Origin of the sequence: Mycobacterium sp. 012931 (assembly GCF_000419295.1) — a bacterium.
GTDB classification, from domain to species: Bacteria; Actinomycetota; Actinomycetes; order Mycobacteriales; family Mycobacteriaceae; genus Mycobacterium; species Mycobacterium marinum.
Genome location: NZ_AOPX01000001.1, coordinates 1,386,048 through 1,404,279 on the forward strand (window position 1 = coordinate 1,386,048; position 18,232 = coordinate 1,404,279).

Here is an 18,232-nt window from a genome sequence, read left to right on the forward strand (position 1 = left end):
CATGTATGACATGCCAACAGAAATCGACGTTCGCGCCGAGGGGGCGCTGCGCATCATCACCCTGAACCGGCCCGATGCGCTCAATGCGGTCAACGACAATCTGCATGTTGGGCTCGCAGGGCTGTGGCGGCGGTTGAGCGAGGATCGCAGCGCGCGCGCCGCGGTGCTCACGGGCGCCGGGCGAGCCTTCTCGGCCGGCGGCGATTTCGCATATCTGGCCGAACTCGCCCAAGACGCCGACTTGCGGGCGAAGACCATCGCGCATGGCCGAGACATCGTGCTGGGCATGGCCCGCTGCCGGGTGCCGGTGGTGGCGGCGGTCAACGGCCCGGCGGTGGGGCTCGGCTGCAGCCTGGTCGCCCTGAGTGACATCGTCTACATCGCGCCGGATGCCTATCTTGCCGACCCACATGTGCAAGTGGGTCTGGTCGCCGCCGACGGCGGTCCGTTGACCTGGCCATTGCACATCAGCCTGATGCTGGCCAAGGAATACGCGTTGACCGGTCAGCGGATTGCCGCGCAGCGCGCCGTCGAGCTCGGCCTGGCCAACCATGTGGCCGCCGATCCGGTGGCCGAGGCGGTGGCGTGCGCCCAGCGGATCATGAAATTGCCTCAGCAGGCGGTCGAAAGCACCAAACGGGTGCTCAATATTCACCTCGAGCGGGCCGTGCTCGCCAGTCTGGACTACGCGCTGTCGGCCGAGCACCAGTCGTTCACCACCGAGGACTTTCGCTCAATCGTGACCAGGTTGACCGCTCCGAAGAACTAGCCGGACCCGCCCAGCTTGGCCAACCCAATCAGTCGTTGCTGCGCAGGAAGTCGCGCATCACCCGGTCAAACCGGTCTGGTTCTTCGATGAAGGGCATGTGCGCGCTGCACTCGAAGAACTCGAATCGTGAGCCGGCAATCCGTTGATGCATCTCGCGCATGTCTTCCGGCGAGCATTCGTCGTACTTGCCCGCGAGCAGCAGTGTCGGCAGGGCGATTTCGGCCAACCGATCGACCACATCCCAATCGCGAATGGTCCCGACGATCCGAAAGTCGCTGGGCCCGAACATCGTTTCGAAGATCTCGGGACCCAGATTCTGGAATGCTTCAGTGAGGTAGGCAGGCCAGGGGAGAGTGCGGCACAGATACGTTTCGTTCCAGGTCGTGATTGCGGACTGATATTCGGCCGAATGTGTGGTGCCGGCGGCTTCGTGGCGGTCAATGGTGGCTTGGGTGCCAGGATCCAGCTCCGCCTTGAGCCGGATCACGCTGTCGGCGAACCGGGGAATGGACGCGGTGCTGTTGGAGATGGTCAGGCTGACGGCTCCCGATGGCACGTCCAGGACATACTGCTGGGCGAGCATTCCGCCCCAGGAATTGCCGAAGATGTGAAAGGCTTCCAGCCCGAGTGCGCGCACCACGGCGCCCATCTCGGCCACCGAGCGCCCCATTGTCCACAGATCCACGTCGGACGGGCGTTCGGAGTTTCCGCAGCCAAGTTGATCCCAGAAGATGACTTCCCGTTCGCCGGCCAGTCGTTGCAGCGCTGACAGGTAGTAGTGCGGCAGGCCCGGGCCGCCATGCGCCACGAGCAGGGGAAGGCCGGAGCCGCCGCCGACGCGCTTGCTCCACACCTTGCCGCCCGGGACCGCGATTGTCGCCACCGGTTGTGTCACACCAGCAGTGTAAGGAGTCCTGATTGTAACTGGTGCTCTCAAACTGAGATAATCAGGTTCTCGTGAATGTGCGGTCGGCTTCTGGCCTCCGCGCCGCCGAAGTGGAGAAAGCCCGTGCCTGAAGCCGTCATCGTCGCTGCCCTGTGCACCCCGATCGGAACCGCCCGCAAGGGAACCTTGCGCGACACCAACGCATTCGACCTGGCCCACCATGTGGTCAGTGAGGCCACCGCGGATCTGGATCCGGGGCAGATCGACGACGTAATCCTGGGCGAAGGTCTCTACGGCGGCGGCGTCATCGCCCGCCACGCGGCCATCACGGCGGGGCTTGGTCATGTGCCCGGTCTTGCCCAGAATCGGCACTGTGCCGCCGGACAGGCGGCGGTGCAGGGCGCGGCCGCAAGCGTACGGGCGGGGATGGACCAGCTCATCATCGCCGGGGGCGTGAACTCGGCCTCCACCTCGCCGCGGCCCCGGATGCAGATCGATGGCGAGTGGGTCGACTGGTTCCCGCCGACTCACCCCGGACCGGCCGGATGCGCCGAACATGGACATGTCGATCACGGTCGGCTGGAATGCGGCGGTGGCCGCCGGAGTGAGTCGCGCCGAGATGGACGCCTGGGCCCTGCGCTCGCATCGCAACGCGATCGCCGCGATCGACGAGGGCCGGTTCAAGGAGGAGATTGTTCCGATCCCGACGCCGCACGGCCTGTTCTGTGTCGACGAACATCCGCGCCGGGACACGACGATGGAGAAACTGGCCGCGCTCAAGCCGCTGCATCCCGAGATCGACGGCTTCTCGATCACCGCCGGCAACGCCTGCGGCGCCAATGACGGCGCCGCGGTGCTGACCATCGCAAGCGACCGGATGGCCCAGGGGTTGGGCATGCCGGCGCTGGCGCGGGTGCTCAGCTGGGCGTCGGTGGGTGTCGATCCGGCCGCCACCGGCCTGGCCCCGGTCGAAGCTATTCCGAAAGCGCTTGCACGGGGCCATCTATCAATCTCGACGTTGATCTGTTCGAGATCAACGAAGCGTTCGCGTCAATGTGCGTGGCGACCGTCAAACTGCTGGAACTGGACGCCGATCGGGTCAACGTGAGCGGCAGCGGATGCTCGTTGGGGCATCCGGTGGCCGCGACCGGGGCCAGGATGCTGGTGACGCTGGTGCACGAACTGCGCCGACGCGGCGGCGGGATTGGGCTGGCGGCGATGTGCGCCGGTGGCGGCATGGGATCGGCGACGGTCATCGAGGTTGCGGCGCCATAGCTGCAAAATAGGACGCAATGAGCATCGATGATCTGATTGCCGCTGCGCGCAACGGATCTCAACGCGCCGCGGGCCGGCTCCTCAGTCTGATCGAGGGGGGCCGCCGCGATGAAGTGCTGGCGGGTATCGAGGACTGGTCGCAGCGGCCCGCGCGAGTCATCGGCATCACCGGGCCGCCAGGGGCGGGCAAATCGACGACGATCACCGGGCTGGTCGGCGCCTACCGGGAGCGCGGAACCCGGGTGGCGGTGCTAGCCGTGGACCCGTCGTCCCCGTTCAGTGGTGGTGCGTTGCTCGGCGATCGCATCCGAATGACCGCGCATGTCAACGACTCCGAGGTGCTGATCCGCTCGATGGCCAGTCGGGGCCATCTTGGCGGTCTGGCCGCCTCGGTGCCCGCCGCCATCCGGCTGCTGGGGGCGCTGCGTTACGACGTCGTTCTGCTGGAAACGGTCGGGGTGGGACAGTCCGAGATCGAGGTGGCGGCGGTGGCAGACCCGACCGTCGTCGTGCTCAATCCGGGAACCGGCGATGCGGTCCAGGCGGCAAAGGCGGGTCTGCTGGAAGTCGCCGACATTGTGGCGGTCAACAAGGCCGACCGCGTCGGTGCCGAACAGACCGTGCGAGACTTGCGGGCCGAAACCAATGCCCCGATCCTCAGCCTGGTCGCGGTCAAGTCGGAGGGCATTGGTGAGCTGTTGGCCCTGATCGACGCGCATCAGCGCGGCGATAGTCGCGATCGCCGGTTGGCCCGCGCCCGGGCACAGATTATGTCGCTGGCGCAGACTCGGCTGCGCGGCCGTACCGACCTGGACCGGCTCGCCGAAGCGGTGGTCGACGGCCTCGAGGATCCTTATGCTGCGGCGGACCGGCTGTTGGCCCCGCCGCCGCCCTAGGTCCGCCAATTGGGGGACACGCAGTTCCTCTTGACGAATAGCTTTCCGGTCGACAGACAACGGCCTGGCGGAGTGTCAATCTTGTGCCATGGCATTTGTGACCAGTGCACCCGAAGCGTTGACCGCCGCGGCTTTGAACCTACATTCGGTTGGGGCCGGGATGAGCGCGGGCAATGCCGCCGCCATGGCCCCCATCACCGGGGTGGTCCCAGCTGCCGCCGACAAGGTGTCGGCGCTGACCGCGGCCCACTTTGCCGCCCACGGGGCGATGTACCAAACGCTGAGCGCGCAGGCGCAGGCGATTTACGAGATGTTCGTGACCACCTTGCAGGCCAGCGGCGGTTCCTACGCCGAGACCGAAGCGGCCAACGCTGTCGCCGCTCAGTAGCGGCCCACGGGCGGTTATTCGCCCGCTGTAGTCGATCGGCGGTGTCCCCCGATCAGCGGACAAGATTCTTGCCGCGTGGTGAGTTGATCGGAGGAGCCTCCCAGGTGCGATCATGCTTACCTCTGGATCGATGACGACTACCGCGACCATCGCCGCCGGCGAGGCGATGCGTGTCTCTTCTAGTTCTTCCCCGGATCTCCCCGATGCTGGGGACACCACGAAATTCCTGCGGCCCCGCAACGCCGCTTTGCGCTCCAAAGCCCGTGGCAGCAGCCGATCGGCTGCCCGCATGGCCAACACAAAGACCAACACAAAGCCCCGGTCGGCAAGGGCGCTCTGCGCTCGCGCGGTGGCGGCTCCACTTGGCGGTGCCCGCCCGTTGGGCGAACGCGCTGGTGGACGGCACCGGCCGGCCAGGGAGGGCTACCCGGCGGTCATTTGGCTGCTACTGGGCGGAAACCTGGTGGTGCGTGCCGCCGGATTCGCCTATCCGTTCATGGCGTTTCACGTGGCAGGGCGAGGATTTGCCGCTGCCGCGGTGGGCGCGGTGCTGGCCGCGTTCGGCGTGGGCTGGGCCGTGGGGCAGCTGGTCTGCGGATGGCTGGTGGACTCTCTGGGCCCCCGCGCGACGCTGGCTTGGACCATGACCATCGCGGCGGGTGTGCTGGTGGGAATGGCCGAAGCGCGCAGCGTGGCAGCGTTGCTGGTCGGCGCCATGATCACCGGCGTGGTCTACGACGCGCCCCGTCCGGTGATGGGTGCCGCGATCGCCGAGCTGATCCCAGAGCCGAGCCGGCGGGCCAAGCTCGATGCTTGGCGTTTTGGCTGGATCGTCAGCATCGGCCGAGCGATCACCGGCGGTGTGGGCGGACTGCTCGCCGCCTGGTCCGGCGTGCCGGTGCTGTTCTGGATCAACGCCGTGGCGTGCGCGCTGCTTGCGCTGGTGGCGGCCCGCTGCATCCCGGCAACGGCGCATCGGCCGCCGGTGGCACCGGCTGTGCATGTCAGGGCCGCACGCATCAGCTACCGCCGGGCATTTTCGGATGGTCGGCTGGTGCTGTTGTTCGCGTCCAGCCTTGCGACGCTGACCGCAGTGCGGGGGCTATACGCCACCGTGCCCATGCTCATGGCCGACAGCGGTCTGGGCGCGGGTGAATTCGGCTGGACCCAGGTGGCCAATGCCGCCGCCGGAATCGGCCTAACCCCGGTGATAACGCCCTGGCTGGGCCGAAAAGTCGCGGCCCGCATCAACCCGCGATTGGACATCCTGGCGATTGCCGGCGGATGGACGGCGTTGACCATGGCCGGTGCGGCGCTCGCGCACACGACTTTCGGCTTCGCCATCGCCGTGGCCGCGTCCGCTCCCGGGGAAATCGCCTGGTTCGTGATCGCGGCTGGGATAGTTCACCGAATTGCTCCGCCCGCCAGTGGCGGGCGCTACCACGGAATCTGGTCGATGACCCTGGCCATCGCGTCGGTCGTGGCCCCCCATCGTGTCCTCCTGCAGTCTGACGCACGGCGGCCATCGCTTGGTCGCGCTGGTCACCGTGACAGTGGGTTTGGCCGGGGCCGCGCTGTGCCTGCCGCTGGCCCGGGCGCTGAACAGGTCCGGTGACGTCGGGGTCCGGGACTCGCAATACACCGCTGTGGCTGCAGCCGCTTGAGCCGCTACGCGCGAGGCACCGCGTTGCGACTTCCCCCGATCCGGGGAACGGCGTTCGTCAGTTTGTCCGGCCGATCGGCGGTACCACGGCCGGGCCGGCCCGGCTAGCTTCAAACTTGCGCTGAGGTGCCGTCGAACCGCCATCCCCAAGCCCGCGACGTATCCGGGGCTGGCGCCGAAGAGCTCGGCGCTGACCCGCCGACGCCTCCGCTGACGAATGAAATGAGGAGCCGACAGATGACTCATGCCAGTGCACGCCCGGCCGCGCTCCTGCCCGACCACCTCGAAATGTATCGGCGGATGCGGGTGCTGCGGCTGCTCGACATGGCGCTGGAGGAAATGCGTGCCGACGGTCTGATGGAGTCACCGGTATCGACCGCGTTGGGCCAGGAGGCCGTGAGTATCGGTGCGACGGCGGCACTGACCGAGGGTGATCTGGTGCTGGCCAGCCGTCGCGCACATGCCCTGCACGTCGGTGTGGATCTTCCGCTGGGGCCGATGATCGCCGAGCTGATTGGCCAAGACAGCACCTGCGACCACGCTGACCAGCTGAACTCGCCGGAGCGATCGGGTGCTGCCGACCAGTGCCCGCTGCTGGCGGTCGGGCACGCATACTCGCAGTGGCTGGACAACAGCGACCGGGTCACGCTCTGCATCACCGGTCCTGACGATGTCAATTCCGGCGCGTTTGTCCAGGCCGCAAACATGGCGGTGCTGTGGCACCTTCCGGTGGTGATCGTGGTTGAAAGCGTTCCCGGTGTCGGTGTTGCCGGCCGTTTGCGCGGCGCCCCCGGCCATGGCGGAGATGCGTGCCAGCGGATTCCCAGCGTCACCGTGGATGGTCACGACGTCCAGGCGGTTCGACGCTGTGTGGCCACAGCGGTGCAGCGGGCGCGTGCTGGCGCCGGCCCCACCGTGGTACGCGCCATCACCTACCGGAGCAGCGATTTTCCCTCATTCGATGGTGATTACGACGCGGCCGCTACCGAACCTTTCCTGGATCCGCTGGTATTCACCGGCGGCCGGCTGAAGGCCGGTGGAGCCGATGCGGCGCAGCTCTGCGATGTGGAGCGCACGGCACGCAAACTGGTCGCCGACGCCGTTGCCTTGGCCAAGTCGGGGACCTGTCCCGGTCATGATGGGCGTAGTTAAGCAGCGCGCAGACCAGCTGGGCAGACCGGACGTCGCCGCTGAAACCTGGCAGCAGTGCCAGTTGGCGCGCCGGCCCCGCCTGTGCTGGTCGCAGCCCGCACGACTCGCATTTTGGTCCGGAGGTGGACCGGTGCGTGCCTGGCTTGGCAGAGCCGGGGTGCGCTGGGCGACTCCGAGTCTGGCAGGTGTCTGCCGCTGTGAGTACGGTGTTCCGGTGGGGATGACCGGCGATTTTGAGCTGGAGCGGGTGCACAAGCTGCATCAACTGCGCTCCTACCGGCTTGTCTCGGTGCTTCGCCTCGGGGTCTTGGTGTTCCTGATCGGCGCAATGCTCATCGGCACTCCCCAGCACGAATGGGCCCAGCAAATCACGTTGGTCGTGGTGTACGTGCTGGCCGCGGCGGGCGCCCTGCTGCTCGCGTTTTCACCGCGGCGAGTGGCGGCCAGCGGAGCGGTCACCATCCGGTCCTGGGAACCGCTGGCCTTCACTGCCGTCGACATAGCGGTGCTGACCGCGTTTCAGCTCTTGTCGGCCGATGGGATCTATCCGCTATTGATGATGACCTTGCTGCCGATTTTGGTGGGCGTCGACGTTTCGTCACGACGGGCGATGGTGGTGCTGGCATTCACCATTGTCGGGTTCACCATCGCCGGGGTTCATGACAATGTGCTGCTCGGCGACGCGGGGTGGCCCGATTCCGTGTTTGTGTTCTCGCTCTACGCGTTTTTGTGCGCCACCGCATTGGTGGTGGTCCGTACCGAGGAGCGCCGTGTTCGCTCGGTCGCGGGTTTGAGCGCGTTGCGAGAGGCATTGCTGGCCCAGACGATGACGGCCTCGGAGGTGTTGCAGCGCCGGATCTCGGAGTCCATTCACGACGGCCCGCTGCAGGACGTGCTGGTCGCGCGCCAGGAACTCGTCGACTTGCAGAGCGTCTGGCCCGGCGACGATCGGGTGGAGCGCGCACTGGCCGGCCTGCAAAGTGCCTCCGAACGGTTGCGGCAGGCCACCTTTGAGCTGCACCCGGCCGTCCTCGAACAGGTTGGCCTGGGTGCGGCCGTGGAACAGTTGGCGACCTTCACTGCGCGCCGATCGGGCATCGAGGTCAGCACCGACGTCGACTACCCCATCCGCAACGAGATCGACCCGATCATGTTCGGTGTGGCACGCGAGTTGCTGTCCAACGTGGTGCACCATGCACAGGCCAAACATGTGTCGGTCAGCCTTGGGATCACCGACGGAGCTTGCGTTTTGGACGTGGCTGACGACGGGGTGGGCATCGCGGGCGGTACCGCGGCGCGCCGTCTCGGTGAGGGACATATCGGCCTGGCTTCGCATCGGGCGCGGGTCGACGCGGCTGGCGGAACGTTCGTCTTTCTCGATGCCCCGGCGGGCACCCATGTGTGCGTCGAACTGCCCTTGAAGTCGGTGCCTTCGCCGGCGCCGGATCGGCACCCGCCCGCCGGCGCAACTAGTCGAGAAGCCCTTGCCGCATCGCCTCGGCGACGGCGGCCGCTCGGTCACTGACGCCGAGCTTCTCGTATAGCCGTTGCACGTGGGTCTTGACCGTCGACGGCGCGACGTAGAGTTCGCCGGCGATCGCGGGGATGCTCTGGCCCTTGGCGATGCGATGAAGCACCTCGCGCTCCCGGGCGCTGAGCACCGCAGCCATGGGTGCCGCACGCTGGCGGATCTCTCCGGCAAGCCCGCCGACCAGCGACGGCGCCACCACATCGCGGCCCTTCGCGCAGTCGAGTACCGCCTTGACGATCTCGGTACGCGTCGAGTCTTTCAGCAAGAAACCGGCGGCACCCTGCTGCAGCGCCTGGTACACGATCGCCGATTCGTCGTGCGCCGAGATCAGCAACACCCGAGTGGGCAGCTCATTGCTGCGCACCGCCGCAGCGACCTGCGCGCCGTCCATCCGCGGCATCCGGTAGTCGAGCAAGGCCACGTCGGGTAAGTGCGTCTTGATCAGTTCCAGCGCCGCCGCGCCATCATCGGCCTCGCCGACAACGTTGACCGAACCGCTCAACGACAGCGCGCGTACCACACCCTCACGAAAGAGCGGGTGGTCGTCACCGACTACCACTCGCACTTTCTCGGTTTTAGTCACATCCATGGCGCGCCGACCATGGCCTGAGTTTAGCGGGTGGTTCAGCAGGATCGATGACGAATTCCAGGCAACGCCAAGCCGACCGCCGACAGTTTGCTCCTAGCTGCCGGCGCCAGGACGAATCTGCTGGTCAGAGCCTCGGGCAGCGGCGCACAGAAAGGTCGCCGAACCCGTCGTGTGCAAATTATGGCCAGCTGGTCGGTTCGTGCCGTCTGTACGGTGTTCCTGTGGTGGTCACCAGCGACGCAGAACTGGCTCGGGTGCGCCGAACACACCAGCTGCGCGCTTACCGCATCGGCTCCGTGCTTCGGATCGGGGTTGTGTTGTTCATGGTTGCCGCCATGTTGGTCGGTACGCCGCGCCGGGAATGGGGCGCGCAGACGGCCTTGATCTGTGTCTACGCGTTTGCCGCACTGTGGGCGCTGGCGTTGGCGTTTCGACGGTCGCGGCCGATGGTCAGCCTGGACCGATTTGCCAACATCGCCAGATACGAACCGCTCGCCTTCACCGCCGTCGATGTGTTGGCGCTGACCGGCTTTCAGTTGCTGTCCACCGACGGCATCTATTCGCTGCTGATCATGACGCTGTTGCCGGTGCTGGTTGCCCTCGACATTTCGTCGCGGCGGGCCGCGGTGGTGCTGGCATTGACGCTGGTTGGATTCGCCCTGGCGTTGGCTCAGGATCCGGTGGTGATTCGGATGAATGGCTGGCCCGAGGCGATCTTTCGGTTCGGGCTCTACGCATTCCTCTGTGCCACCGCATTGATGGTGGTCCGCAGCGAGGAACGGCACGCCCGTTCGGTAGCGACGTTGAGCGTGATACGTGAAGAGTTGCTCGCACAGACCATGACAGCTTCGGAAGTGCTGCAACGCCGGATTTCGGAATCCATTCACGATGGGCCGCTGCAGGACGTGCTGGCCGCGCGCCAGGAACTGATCGAATTGCGGGCCGCCGCCCCCCACGACCAACGAGTGAGCACCGCACTGGCAGGTCTGCAGAGTGCGTCGGATCTGCTGCGGCAGGCAACCTTCGAGCTGCATCCGGCCGTTCTCGAACAGGTCGGCCTGGGTGCGGCGGTCGAACAGTTGGCCTCCTTTCACGCCCAACGTTCGGGCATCAGGATCACCGACGATGTCGACTATCCGATACGTGACGAGATCGATCCCATCGTCTTCGGTGTGGCCCGGGAGTTGCTGTCCAATGTGGTGCAGCATTCGCGGGCGCGTAATGCTTCGGTGGCTCTGGGCATCTCCGACGGCGTGTGCGTGCTGGATGTGGCCGACGACGGCGTCGGCGTCAGCGGAGAAACGATGGCGCGCCGCCTCGGCCAGGGGCATATCGGTCTGGCCTCGCATCGGGCCCGTGTCGATGCCGCCGGTGGATCGCTGGTCTTCCTCAATACACCGACCGGCACCCACGTTTGTGTACGCATTCCGCTGAAGGGCTAAACGGCGCTAGGGCGCATCGGCCGATTCGCCGGTGGCGGCCGTGCGGCCGGCCCGATAGCCGAAAACCATTGCCGGACCAATTGTTCCACCCGCCCCGCCGTATGCCCGCCCGGTCACTCCCGCCATAGCGTTGCCGGCGGCGAACAGTCCCGGTACGGATCCTCCGCTGACGTGCCGGACACGTCCGTCGCGATCGGTGCGCGGTCCGCCCTTGGTGCCCATGGCGCCCACCCGGATCGGCACCGCGTAGAAGGGCGCGCTGTCGATGGGGCCAAGTGTCTTGCCGGCAAGGGTGGTTGCCTGGTCGTCACCCCAATAGCGGTCGTATGCGCTGGCGCCGCGACCGAAGTCGGGATCGGTACCGGAGGCGACGTTATGGTTCCATCGCGCTATCGTGCGCCCCAAGCCGTCGGCGTCGATACCGGTCTTAGTGGCCAGCTCGGTGAGGTCGGTCGACTCACAGAACCAGTCCGGAACCGGTTGGCCGGGTTCGATCCCGAGGAACCCGTAGCGCTGCAGATGGGCCGAGTCGAACACGATCCAGGCGTGATCGTTCACGTAGCCACCCCTGGGATCGAGGTAGTGGAAGGCGCCGGCCATCGAGTTGTAGTCACACGCCTCGTTGACAAAGCGTTGCCCGGCCGGGTTCACGATGATGCTGCGCGGGCGGGTTCGCTCCAGCCGCACGCTGCGGCTGCGCTGCTTGCCATCGATGGTGTCGTTGGGGATCTGCACGATGGGAACCCACCAGGCTTCACCCATGTTGGCCAGCTCGGCGCCGCGTGCCATCGCCATCCGCAGCCCGTCGCCGGTGTTGTTGGGCGGTGAGACCGCACCGTGCATGGGGCCTCGCAGGAAGGCCCGCACCAGGACGGGATCCCATTCGAATCCACCGGTTGCCAGGACAACACCGCGGCGGGCACGGACGCTGATGCTGCGGCCGGACTGGGCAATCCGGACCCCGACGACCGCCCCGTCTTCGACCACCAGTTCCTCGGCCGCGGCGTCGGTGCGCGGTGTCACCCCGACGTCCAGCAATCCCTGTAATAGCCCGGCCACCAGAGCGGTACCGGCCACGCACAGGTCTTCGGATTCCTCGACGCCGGCGTGCAGCCGAGCCCGGGTTTCGGCGTCGAAGCCGACATTGGACCAATCCGGGGGGAAAGAGGTGATTCGGCTGGCCCATTCGCCGAGGCGGCTTGGTTCAAAGGCCGCCGGGCCGAGCGACCGGCCGCCCGCCGGTTGTCCGCCCGGCAACTCGGGCCGGTAGTCGGGGAAGCCGGCGGCGATCTCGAAACGCACGCCGCTGTGCTTTTCGACGAAATCGAGCATTGCCGCCCCGGTTCGGACAAACGTTTCGACCAGGGCGTCGTCCATCGAGTGCAAGGACTGTGCGCGCAGGTAGCGCAACGCATCGTCGACCGCGAGGTCCCGGTCGGGGGATCGCTGATGGGCGGGGATCCAAGCGATCCCGCCCGAGACGGCGGTGGTCCCGCCGACGGTCGGCGCCTTCTCGAACACCGCCACCGTGGCGCCGGCGACTGCCGCGCTCAGGGCTGCCGTGAGTCCGGCGCCGCCGCTACCGAGCACGACGACATCGAATGTCTGACTCCACAACATGATTGGGTATCCCTTCAGCTCAGCTGCGTGGACAGCTGCCGCGCGGCGTCGATGACGGCGCCCTTCGCGCGCATCACCACGTCTTCTCGATGCGAGATGAGGTTGATGCAGGTTGGTGGGGCTGGTGCCGGCCGCCTGACCGGCACGGCCAGCCCATAGGTATTCGGTTCGATCTCGCCGAAGGTGGTCACCCAGCCACGCCGGCGCGTCGCGGCGACCAGCTCCCGCTCCCCGGGGCGCGCGGCCATGCTGGCTAGCAGCGCGATGCCGGCCGCGCCGCGGTCCAGGGGATATCTGCTGCCCTCGTGGAAGGCGAGTTGATAGGCGACCTGGGTGGGGACGATCACCGCGAGGGCGACCTGTTCGTCGCCCTCGGCAACCAGCAATGAAACGGTGGTGCCCAGATCATCGGCCAGTGCGCGCAGCGTTGGCAGACTGAGCTGGCGCACGTTGTGGTCGAAGGACGCGCCGAGCACCGCGAGGCCGGCTGCCGGCCGGAAGCGCCCATCTTCGCCCTTGGCCACCAGCCGGAACTGGGTCAACGTCAGCAGCAATCGGTAGGCGATGGTCCGGTGCACCCCGACCCGATCGGCAACTTCCTGCATCGACAGGCCCGCCGGAGACGCGGCGACCAACTGCAGCGCGGTGAGCCCCCGCGCCAACGTCTGCGACCCCGCTCCCGAGCCCGTCACAGTCTTGACACATCCCTATGCGAGAGCGAAGCTCTATATATATCGCAGATCAATATGCGATATTAGCACAATAAGATTCTGAAAAACAAGAACAATATTTCCGCTAGTGGCAGGCCCGGAGAGGAACCGTGACGGACTTCGAGAGCGTGTGGAGCGACCTGCAGGGCGTCATGTTCGAGCAGGGCTACCTCACCACCGCGCAGGGAGTTCGGACTCGCTACCTGCGTGCCGGCGAACCGGACCGGCCGCTACTGATGCTGTTGCACGGATCTGGTGGTCACGCCGAGGCATACGTCCGAAATCTAGCCGCGCACGCCGAGCACTTCTGGACCTGGGCAATCGACATGCTGGGCCATGGCTACACCGACAAGCCGGGTCACCCACTGGAAATCCGCCACTACGTCGAGCATCTGATGGCGGTGCTGCGTGCCATCGGTGCTCAACGCGCAAGCATCAGCGGTGAGTCGCTGGGCGGCTGGGTAGCGGCCCGCGCGGCCGTCGATCATCCCGAAGCGGTTGAACGCCTCGTACTCAATACCGCTGGTGGTTCTCAGGCGGATCCCGAGGTGATGGCGCGCATCGTTACGTTTTCGATGGCCGCCGCCGAGAATCCGACCTGGGAGACCGTGCAGGCGCGGATCAAGTGGCTGATGGCGGACAAGTCCAAGGACTACGACGATCTGGTGGCCAGCCGCCAACGGATATACCGCCAGCCGGGATTCGTTGCCGCGATGCGCGACATCATGGCCTTGCAGGATCCGCAGATCCGGGCCCGCAACCTGCTGGGACCGGCCGAGTACGGGGCCATCAAAGCGCCGACGCTGGTGCTCTGGAACAGCCATGACCCGACGGCCGACGTGACAGAGGGGCGCCGGATCGCATCGATGATTCCCGGCGCACGCTTTGAGGTGATGTCGGGTTGCGGCCATTGGCCGCAGTACGAAGACGCCAAGTCCTTCAATCACCGCCATCTCGACTTCCTGATGGGGCACTGATGTCTAGGAAGCGACGACAGAACGACTTTGATGTTCTGCTGGTCGGTGCCGGACCGGTTGGCCTTACCCTGGCCAATATCCTTGGCTTGCAGGGTGTCCGGACGCTGGTCATCGAGGAGCGCGCGACGCTGATCGACTATCCGCGCGGCGTCGGGCTCGAGGACGAGGCGTTGCGTACCTTCCAGTCGATCGGCCTGGTCGAGGGCATCCTGCCGCACACGGTGCCCAACCAGATTCTGCGGTGCTTCGATGCCAAGCGCCGGATCCTTGCCGAGATGGCCCCGCCGGACGCGCGTTTCGGCTGGCCGAAGCGCAACGGATTCGTGCAGCCGCTGGTCGATGCGGAATTGCTCCGTGGTCTGGACAGGTTCGACCACGTCGAGGTGTGGTGGGGTCGGCCGGTGACCTCATGTGTGCAGACCGAAACCGCGGTAGCGGTCGAGTGCGGTACCGCAGCAGACGACTCTGGCAAATCGCGGCGGGTGCGGGCCGGCTATGTCGTTAGCTGCGACGGCGGCCGCAGCATCACCCGCCGGATGATGGGTGTGTCTTTCGACGGCACGACCTCGCCTACCCGATGGCTGGTGGTTGATATCGCCAACGACCCGCTGGGACATCCGAACAGCGAGGCGGGTGCGGACCCGAGCCGCCCGTATGCCTCGATCTCGATCGCTCACGGGATACGACGGTTCGAGTTCAGATTCACGCCGATGAGTCTGACGAGCAGGCCGACGATCCGGCCTTCCTGACCAGAATGCTGGCCCGGCTGGTACCGCACCCCGAACGGGTCGAGGTGATCCGGCGCCGCGTCTACACCCATCATTCGCGAATCGCCGGTGCCTTCCGCAGTGGGCGTCTGCTGCTGGCCGGCGACGCGGCACATCTGATGCCGGTCTGGCAAGGGCAGGGCTACAACAGCGCCATCCGCGACGCGGCAAATCTGGGGTGGAAACTGGCCGCGGTGGTTCGGGGCCAGGCCGGCGAAGCGCTGCTCGACAGTTACGATTTGGAGCGGCGCAAGCACGCGCGGGCGATGATCGACCTGTCCACCATGGTGGGTCGGGTGATTTCGCCGACCGACCGCAGAATCGCGGCCGTGCGCAACGCGGTGGTGCGCTCCGCATCGGTGCTGCCCTCGCTCAAGCGCTACGTACTCGAGATGCGGTTCAAGCCGATGCCGCGATACGAGGTTGGGGCCGTCGTGCATGACCGGCCTCGGCGCCCTCGGTCGCCGGTCGGCACGTTGTTCATCCAGCCTCGAGTCGACACTTGCGGCCAGCAGAACATCCTGCTGGACGACGTGCTGGGTGGCTGGTTCGCCGTGCTGTGCTGCAACAACAACCCGCGAAAGATTCTCGGGGATACCGCATTTGCTACGTGGAAAGCGTTGGGCGCCAAATTTGTTGCCGCGCGCCCGGCGGTCCAGCTGCACTGGACCGGCGACGATGACCCAGACGTGGTGATCGTCGGCGACCGTACGGGTGAAATCAAGGCCTGGTTCGACTCGCACGACGAATCGGTGTTGTTCGTGCGTCCCGACCGCTGCATCGCCGGCGCCTGCATTGCCCAGCTGGCCCCAGACCTGAGCCGATCGCTGGTCACAGCCCTCTCGCTTGCTTCGGGAGGGGGTGACGCCGAAAATGGCTCTGGCTCTGTGCTGTACGTCCCACAGCCCGCTGCTGAATCTACCGGGGCCGCGGCTCGACCTACTTGACGAGGTCCATGCCGCCATTGCCGAGGCCGCCGAGTTCGTGCGTGCCTACGACCCGGACCTGGTGGTCATCTTCTCCCCGGATCACTACAACGGCTTCTTCTACCGAGCGATGCCCCCGTTTTGTATTGGTATGTACGCCAGTGCGGTTGGGGACTACGGCACCCACATCGGTGCGCTTGATGTTCCTACCGACCTGGCAGCGGACTGCGCCAAGGCGGTGCTCGGCGCGGATGTCGACGTGGCCGTATGGCCAGCATGGACGTGGACCACGGGACCGTGCAGCCGCTGGAAAAGTTGTTCGGAACCGCGACCGCCCGCCCGGTGATACCGATCTTCATCAACGCGATAGCCGCCCCGCTGGGCCCACTGCGGCGGTGCCGAGCGCTGGGCACCGCGGTAGGAACTTTCTTGTCAACCCTGGACCTGCGGGTGTTGGTGATCGGATCGGGCGGGCTCTCCCATAGTCCGCCGGTGCCGACGTTGCACAGCGCAGATCCGCAGGTCCGGGAGCGCATCGTGCACGGCCAGCCTCTGACTCCCGCACAGCGGCAAGCCCGGCAGACCGTCGTGATGGAAGCGGCCAAGAGCTTCGCGGCGGGAAACAGTGACCTACAGCCGCTCAATCCGGCTTGGGACCAGCGCTTCCTGGAAATCATCGACAACGGACACCTCAGCGACCTCGATCGCTGGTCGAACTCGTTCGTCACCCACGAAGGCGGCAGCTCGGCGCATGAAATACGCACCTGGATCTCGGCGTTCGCCGCCATGGCGGTGGCCGGGCCGTATCAGACGAAAGTCCGCTACTACAAGCAGGCGGCCGACCTGATCGCCGGATTCGCCATCCGGACGGCGGTACCGATCCCATGACTGTCGGACCTTGGGGTGACGTCGACCGCATGGTCGACGTGCTCGTGGTCGGATCCGGTGGTGGGGGCATGACCGCCGCGCTGACCGCGGCGTCGAGCGGACTCGACACCCTGGTCATCGAAAAATCCTCATGCTTTGGCGGTTCCACGGCGCTGTCGGGGGGTGGCATCTGGGTTCCCGGGGCTCCCGCGCAACGCCGGGCGGGCTACTCGCCCAACCCCGATGACGTGGTCGGCTATCTGCGACGGATCACCGATGGCTTGGTGAGCGAGGCGCGCATTCGGCAGTATGTCTACTCGGCCCCACAAATGTTGGAGTTCTTGGAAGGCCTGTCTGCCTGGCTGGAGTTCGTCTGGAAGCCCGGCTACGCCGACTACTATCCGGAACTGCCGGGAGGCTCGGTGCTGGGCAGCACGATCAACGTGCCACCCATCGATCTGCTGCAAGCTGGGCGACGACCAACCTCGCCTGCTCACACCGCTGGCGCTGGCCCCCAGGGGAATCTGGCTGGGCCCCAAGGAACTGCGGTCCTTCTATCGCATCCGGCAGTCCTGGGCAGGCAAGGCCGTCCTACTCAAACTGGTGACCCGGATGATCCGGGCCAGAGTCTTCGGTGAGCAGATAGCGGCGATCGGACAGTCGCTGGCGGCACGGCTGCGGCTGGCGATGAAGGAGCTAGGTGTCGCGCTGTGGCTCGATGCGCCGCTGGTGGAGCTGCTCACCGACGCCGGGGGAGCGGTGACCGGTGCGGTGGTGCAAACGGAGGGCGGCCGAGAACGGATCGGAGTGCGCGGCGGCGTGATCCTGGCGTCCGGCGGCTTTGACCACGACCTGGCCTGGCGCAAAGAGCATCAACCCCTGGTGGAGCAGGACTGGAGTTTCGGCAACCCCGCGGCACTCGGAGGCGGTATCCGCGCGGGCCAACGGGTGGGTGCGGCCGCCGACCTCCTGGACGAGGCGTGGTGGTTCCCGGCGATCCAATGGCCGGATGGCCGAATGCAATTCATGCTCAACGAACGAATGATGCCGGCTCAGTTCATCGTCAACGGAGCGGGCAAGCGCTTCATCAATGAGGCGGCGCCATACATGGACTTCGGTCACGCCATGATCGCGGGCCAGAAATCCGGTGTCACCCATATACCGTGCTGGCTGGTCACCGATCACCGCTCCTTCAATCGCTACGTCGTGGCCGGTCATCTACCGATACCGAAGATTCCCGGGGCCCCGGTACCCACCGGCCGCAAGATCCCAACCGCCTGGCTGGAGTCGGGTGTGGTCAAAGCCGCAACGAGTTGGGCAGAGTTGGCGACCAAGATCGGTGTTCCGGGCGGGCAGCTGCAGGCGACTGCCGAGCGGTTCAACGAACTCGCCGTCTACGGCCACGATGACGACTTCAACCGCGGCGACAGCGTCTATGACAACTATTACGGCGATCCGACGCTGCCCAACCCCAACCTGTATCCGCTCGGAGATCCGCCCTACTACGCATTTCGCATCGTTCTCGGGGATCTGGGGACCTCGGGCGGTCTGCGCACCGACGAGTATGCCCGAGTGCTGCGGCCCGATGACACCACGGTGGGCGGACTCTATGCGGTGGGTAACACCTCCGCCCCGGTGATGGGCCGCAGCTACGCCGGCGCGGGGGCAACCATCGGGCCGGCAATGACCTTTGGCTTTGTGGCGGCCAAACACCTTGCCGCGCGGCTAGATGCGCGGCGCGCGACACCGACCACCCATTTCCACGGAAGGTAGC

11 protein-coding genes and 5 pseudogenes are annotated in these 18,232 nt (G+C 66.3%); 12 read left to right on the plus strand and 4 right to left on the minus strand.

What is annotated here, in order from left to right:
• Nucleotide 1 precedes the first annotated feature (1 nt).
• Nucleotides 2-769 carry an enoyl-CoA hydratase/isomerase family protein gene (locus tag MMSP_RS06260; RefSeq protein ID WP_015357213.1) on the plus strand — a complete coding sequence of 256 codons (768 nt, stop codon included), beginning with the start codon at nucleotides 2-4 and terminating at the stop codon, nucleotides 767-769.
• A gap of 28 nt (nucleotides 770-797) precedes the next feature.
• Here MMSP_RS06260 and MMSP_RS06265 read toward each other — a convergent pair whose 3' ends face one another.
• Nucleotides 798-1,652, minus strand: a complete 855-nt coding sequence (locus MMSP_RS06265; protein WP_200861968.1) for a proline iminopeptidase-family hydrolase — start codon at nucleotides 1,650-1,652, stop codon at nucleotides 798-800.
• Nucleotides 1,653-1,778: 126 nt separating this feature from the next.
• Between MMSP_RS06265 and MMSP_RS06270 the strand changes: the two are divergent.
• The 6 genes and pseudogenes from MMSP_RS06270 (at nucleotide 1,779) to MMSP_RS06295 (ending at nucleotide 8,554) form a co-directional block, all read left to right on the plus strand.
• Nucleotides 1,779-2,930, plus strand: a pseudogene (locus MMSP_RS06270) (acetyl-CoA C-acyltransferase).
• 17 nt (nucleotides 2,931-2,947) lie between these two features.
• Nucleotides 2,948-3,826 (plus strand): ArgK/MeaB family GTPase, encoded by an 879-nt coding sequence (locus MMSP_RS06275; protein ID WP_020785914.1) that lies wholly within the window; start codon nucleotides 2,948-2,950, stop codon nucleotides 3,824-3,826.
• Between the two features lie 88 nt (nucleotides 3,827-3,914).
• Nucleotides 3,915-4,214 (plus strand): PE family protein, encoded by a 300-nt coding sequence (locus tag MMSP_RS06280; protein ID WP_036426252.1) that lies wholly within the window; start codon nucleotides 3,915-3,917, stop codon nucleotides 4,212-4,214.
• A gap of 112 nt (nucleotides 4,215-4,326) precedes the next feature.
• A pseudogene (locus MMSP_RS06285) lies at nucleotides 4,327-5,878 on the plus strand (MFS transporter).
• A 236-nt stretch (nucleotides 5,879-6,114) separates the two neighbouring features.
• Complete coding sequence (locus tag MMSP_RS06290; protein ID WP_020785917.1) at nucleotides 6,115-7,029, plus strand: thiamine pyrophosphate-dependent enzyme; 915 nt, start codon at nucleotides 6,115-6,117, stop codon at nucleotides 7,027-7,029.
• 214 nt (nucleotides 7,030-7,243) lie between these two features.
• Complete coding sequence (locus MMSP_RS06295; RefSeq protein ID WP_020785918.1) at nucleotides 7,244-8,554, plus strand: sensor histidine kinase; 1,311 nt, start codon at nucleotides 7,244-7,246, stop codon at nucleotides 8,552-8,554.
• On the opposite strand, the gene MMSP_RS06300 is transcribed toward MMSP_RS06295, so the two are convergent.
• Nucleotides 8,499-9,149 (minus strand): response regulator transcription factor, encoded by a 651-nt coding sequence (locus MMSP_RS06300; RefSeq protein ID WP_015357207.1) that lies wholly within the window; start codon nucleotides 9,147-9,149, stop codon nucleotides 8,499-8,501. The genes MMSP_RS06295 and MMSP_RS06300 overlap by 56 nt on opposite strands.
• Before the next feature lie 221 nt (nucleotides 9,150-9,370).
• On the opposite strand from MMSP_RS06300, the gene MMSP_RS06305 reads away from it, so the two are divergent.
• Nucleotides 9,371-10,591: a sensor histidine kinase gene (locus tag MMSP_RS06305; protein WP_036426254.1), complete on the plus strand. Its 1,221-nt coding sequence runs from the start codon at nucleotides 9,371-9,373 to the stop codon at nucleotides 10,589-10,591.
• Nucleotides 10,592-10,597: 6 nt separating this feature from the next.
• On the opposite strand, the gene MMSP_RS06310 is transcribed toward MMSP_RS06305, so the two are convergent.
• A complete protein-coding gene (locus MMSP_RS06310) occupies nucleotides 10,598-12,211 on the minus strand; it encodes an FAD-dependent oxidoreductase (RefSeq protein ID WP_020785920.1) in 1,614 nt (537 codons plus the stop codon).
• Between the two features lie 14 nt (nucleotides 12,212-12,225).
• Nucleotides 12,226-12,903, minus strand: coding sequence for an IclR family transcriptional regulator (locus MMSP_RS06315; RefSeq protein WP_015357205.1), 678 nt, complete (start codon nucleotides 12,901-12,903; stop codon nucleotides 12,226-12,228).
• Between the two features lie 128 nt (nucleotides 12,904-13,031).
• On the opposite strand from MMSP_RS06315, the gene MMSP_RS06320 reads away from it, so the two are divergent.
• From MMSP_RS06320 to MMSP_RS06335, 4 genes and pseudogenes are all read left to right on the plus strand, one after another.
• Entirely contained in the window at nucleotides 13,032-13,898 is an 867-nt protein-coding gene (locus MMSP_RS06320) for an alpha/beta fold hydrolase (protein ID WP_020785921.1), read from the plus strand.
• Nucleotides 13,898-15,612, plus strand: a pseudogene (locus tag MMSP_RS06325) (bifunctional 3-(3-hydroxy-phenyl)propionate/3-hydroxycinnamic acid hydroxylase). The gene MMSP_RS06320 and the pseudogene MMSP_RS06325 overlap by 1 nt, the downstream one beginning before the upstream one ends.
• Nucleotides 15,539-16,479, plus strand: a pseudogene (locus tag MMSP_RS06330) (3-carboxyethylcatechol 2,3-dioxygenase). Before MMSP_RS06325 ends, MMSP_RS06330 begins: the two co-directional pseudogenes overlap by 74 nt.
• Nucleotides 16,476-18,231, plus strand: a pseudogene (locus MMSP_RS06335) (FAD-binding protein). The pseudogenes MMSP_RS06330 and MMSP_RS06335 overlap by 4 nt, the downstream one beginning before the upstream one ends.
• The last annotated feature ends 1 nt before the right edge of the window (nucleotide 18,232 follow it).

What these genes read in the sequence shown, in the direction of transcription:
- MMSP_RS06300 (WP_015357207.1), bottom strand. Translation starts at nt 9,149, where the DNA reads ATGGATGTGACTAAAACCGAGAAAGTGCGAGTGGTAGTCGGTGACGAC.
- MMSP_RS06310 (WP_020785920.1), bottom strand. Translation starts at nt 12,211, where the DNA reads ATGTTGTGGAGTCAGACATTCGATGTCGTCGTGCTCGGTAGCGGCGGC.
- MMSP_RS06260 (WP_015357213.1), top strand. Translation starts at nt 2, where the DNA reads ATGTATGACATGCCAACAGAAATCGACGTTCGCGCCGAGGGGGCGCTG.
- MMSP_RS06275 (WP_020785914.1), top strand. Translation starts at nt 2,948, where the DNA reads ATGAGCATCGATGATCTGATTGCCGCTGCGCGCAACGGATCTCAACGC.
- MMSP_RS06280 (WP_036426252.1), top strand. Translation starts at nt 3,915, where the DNA reads ATGGCATTTGTGACCAGTGCACCCGAAGCGTTGACCGCCGCGGCTTTG.
- MMSP_RS06290 (WP_020785917.1), top strand. Translation starts at nt 6,115, where the DNA reads ATGACTCATGCCAGTGCACGCCCGGCCGCGCTCCTGCCCGACCACCTC.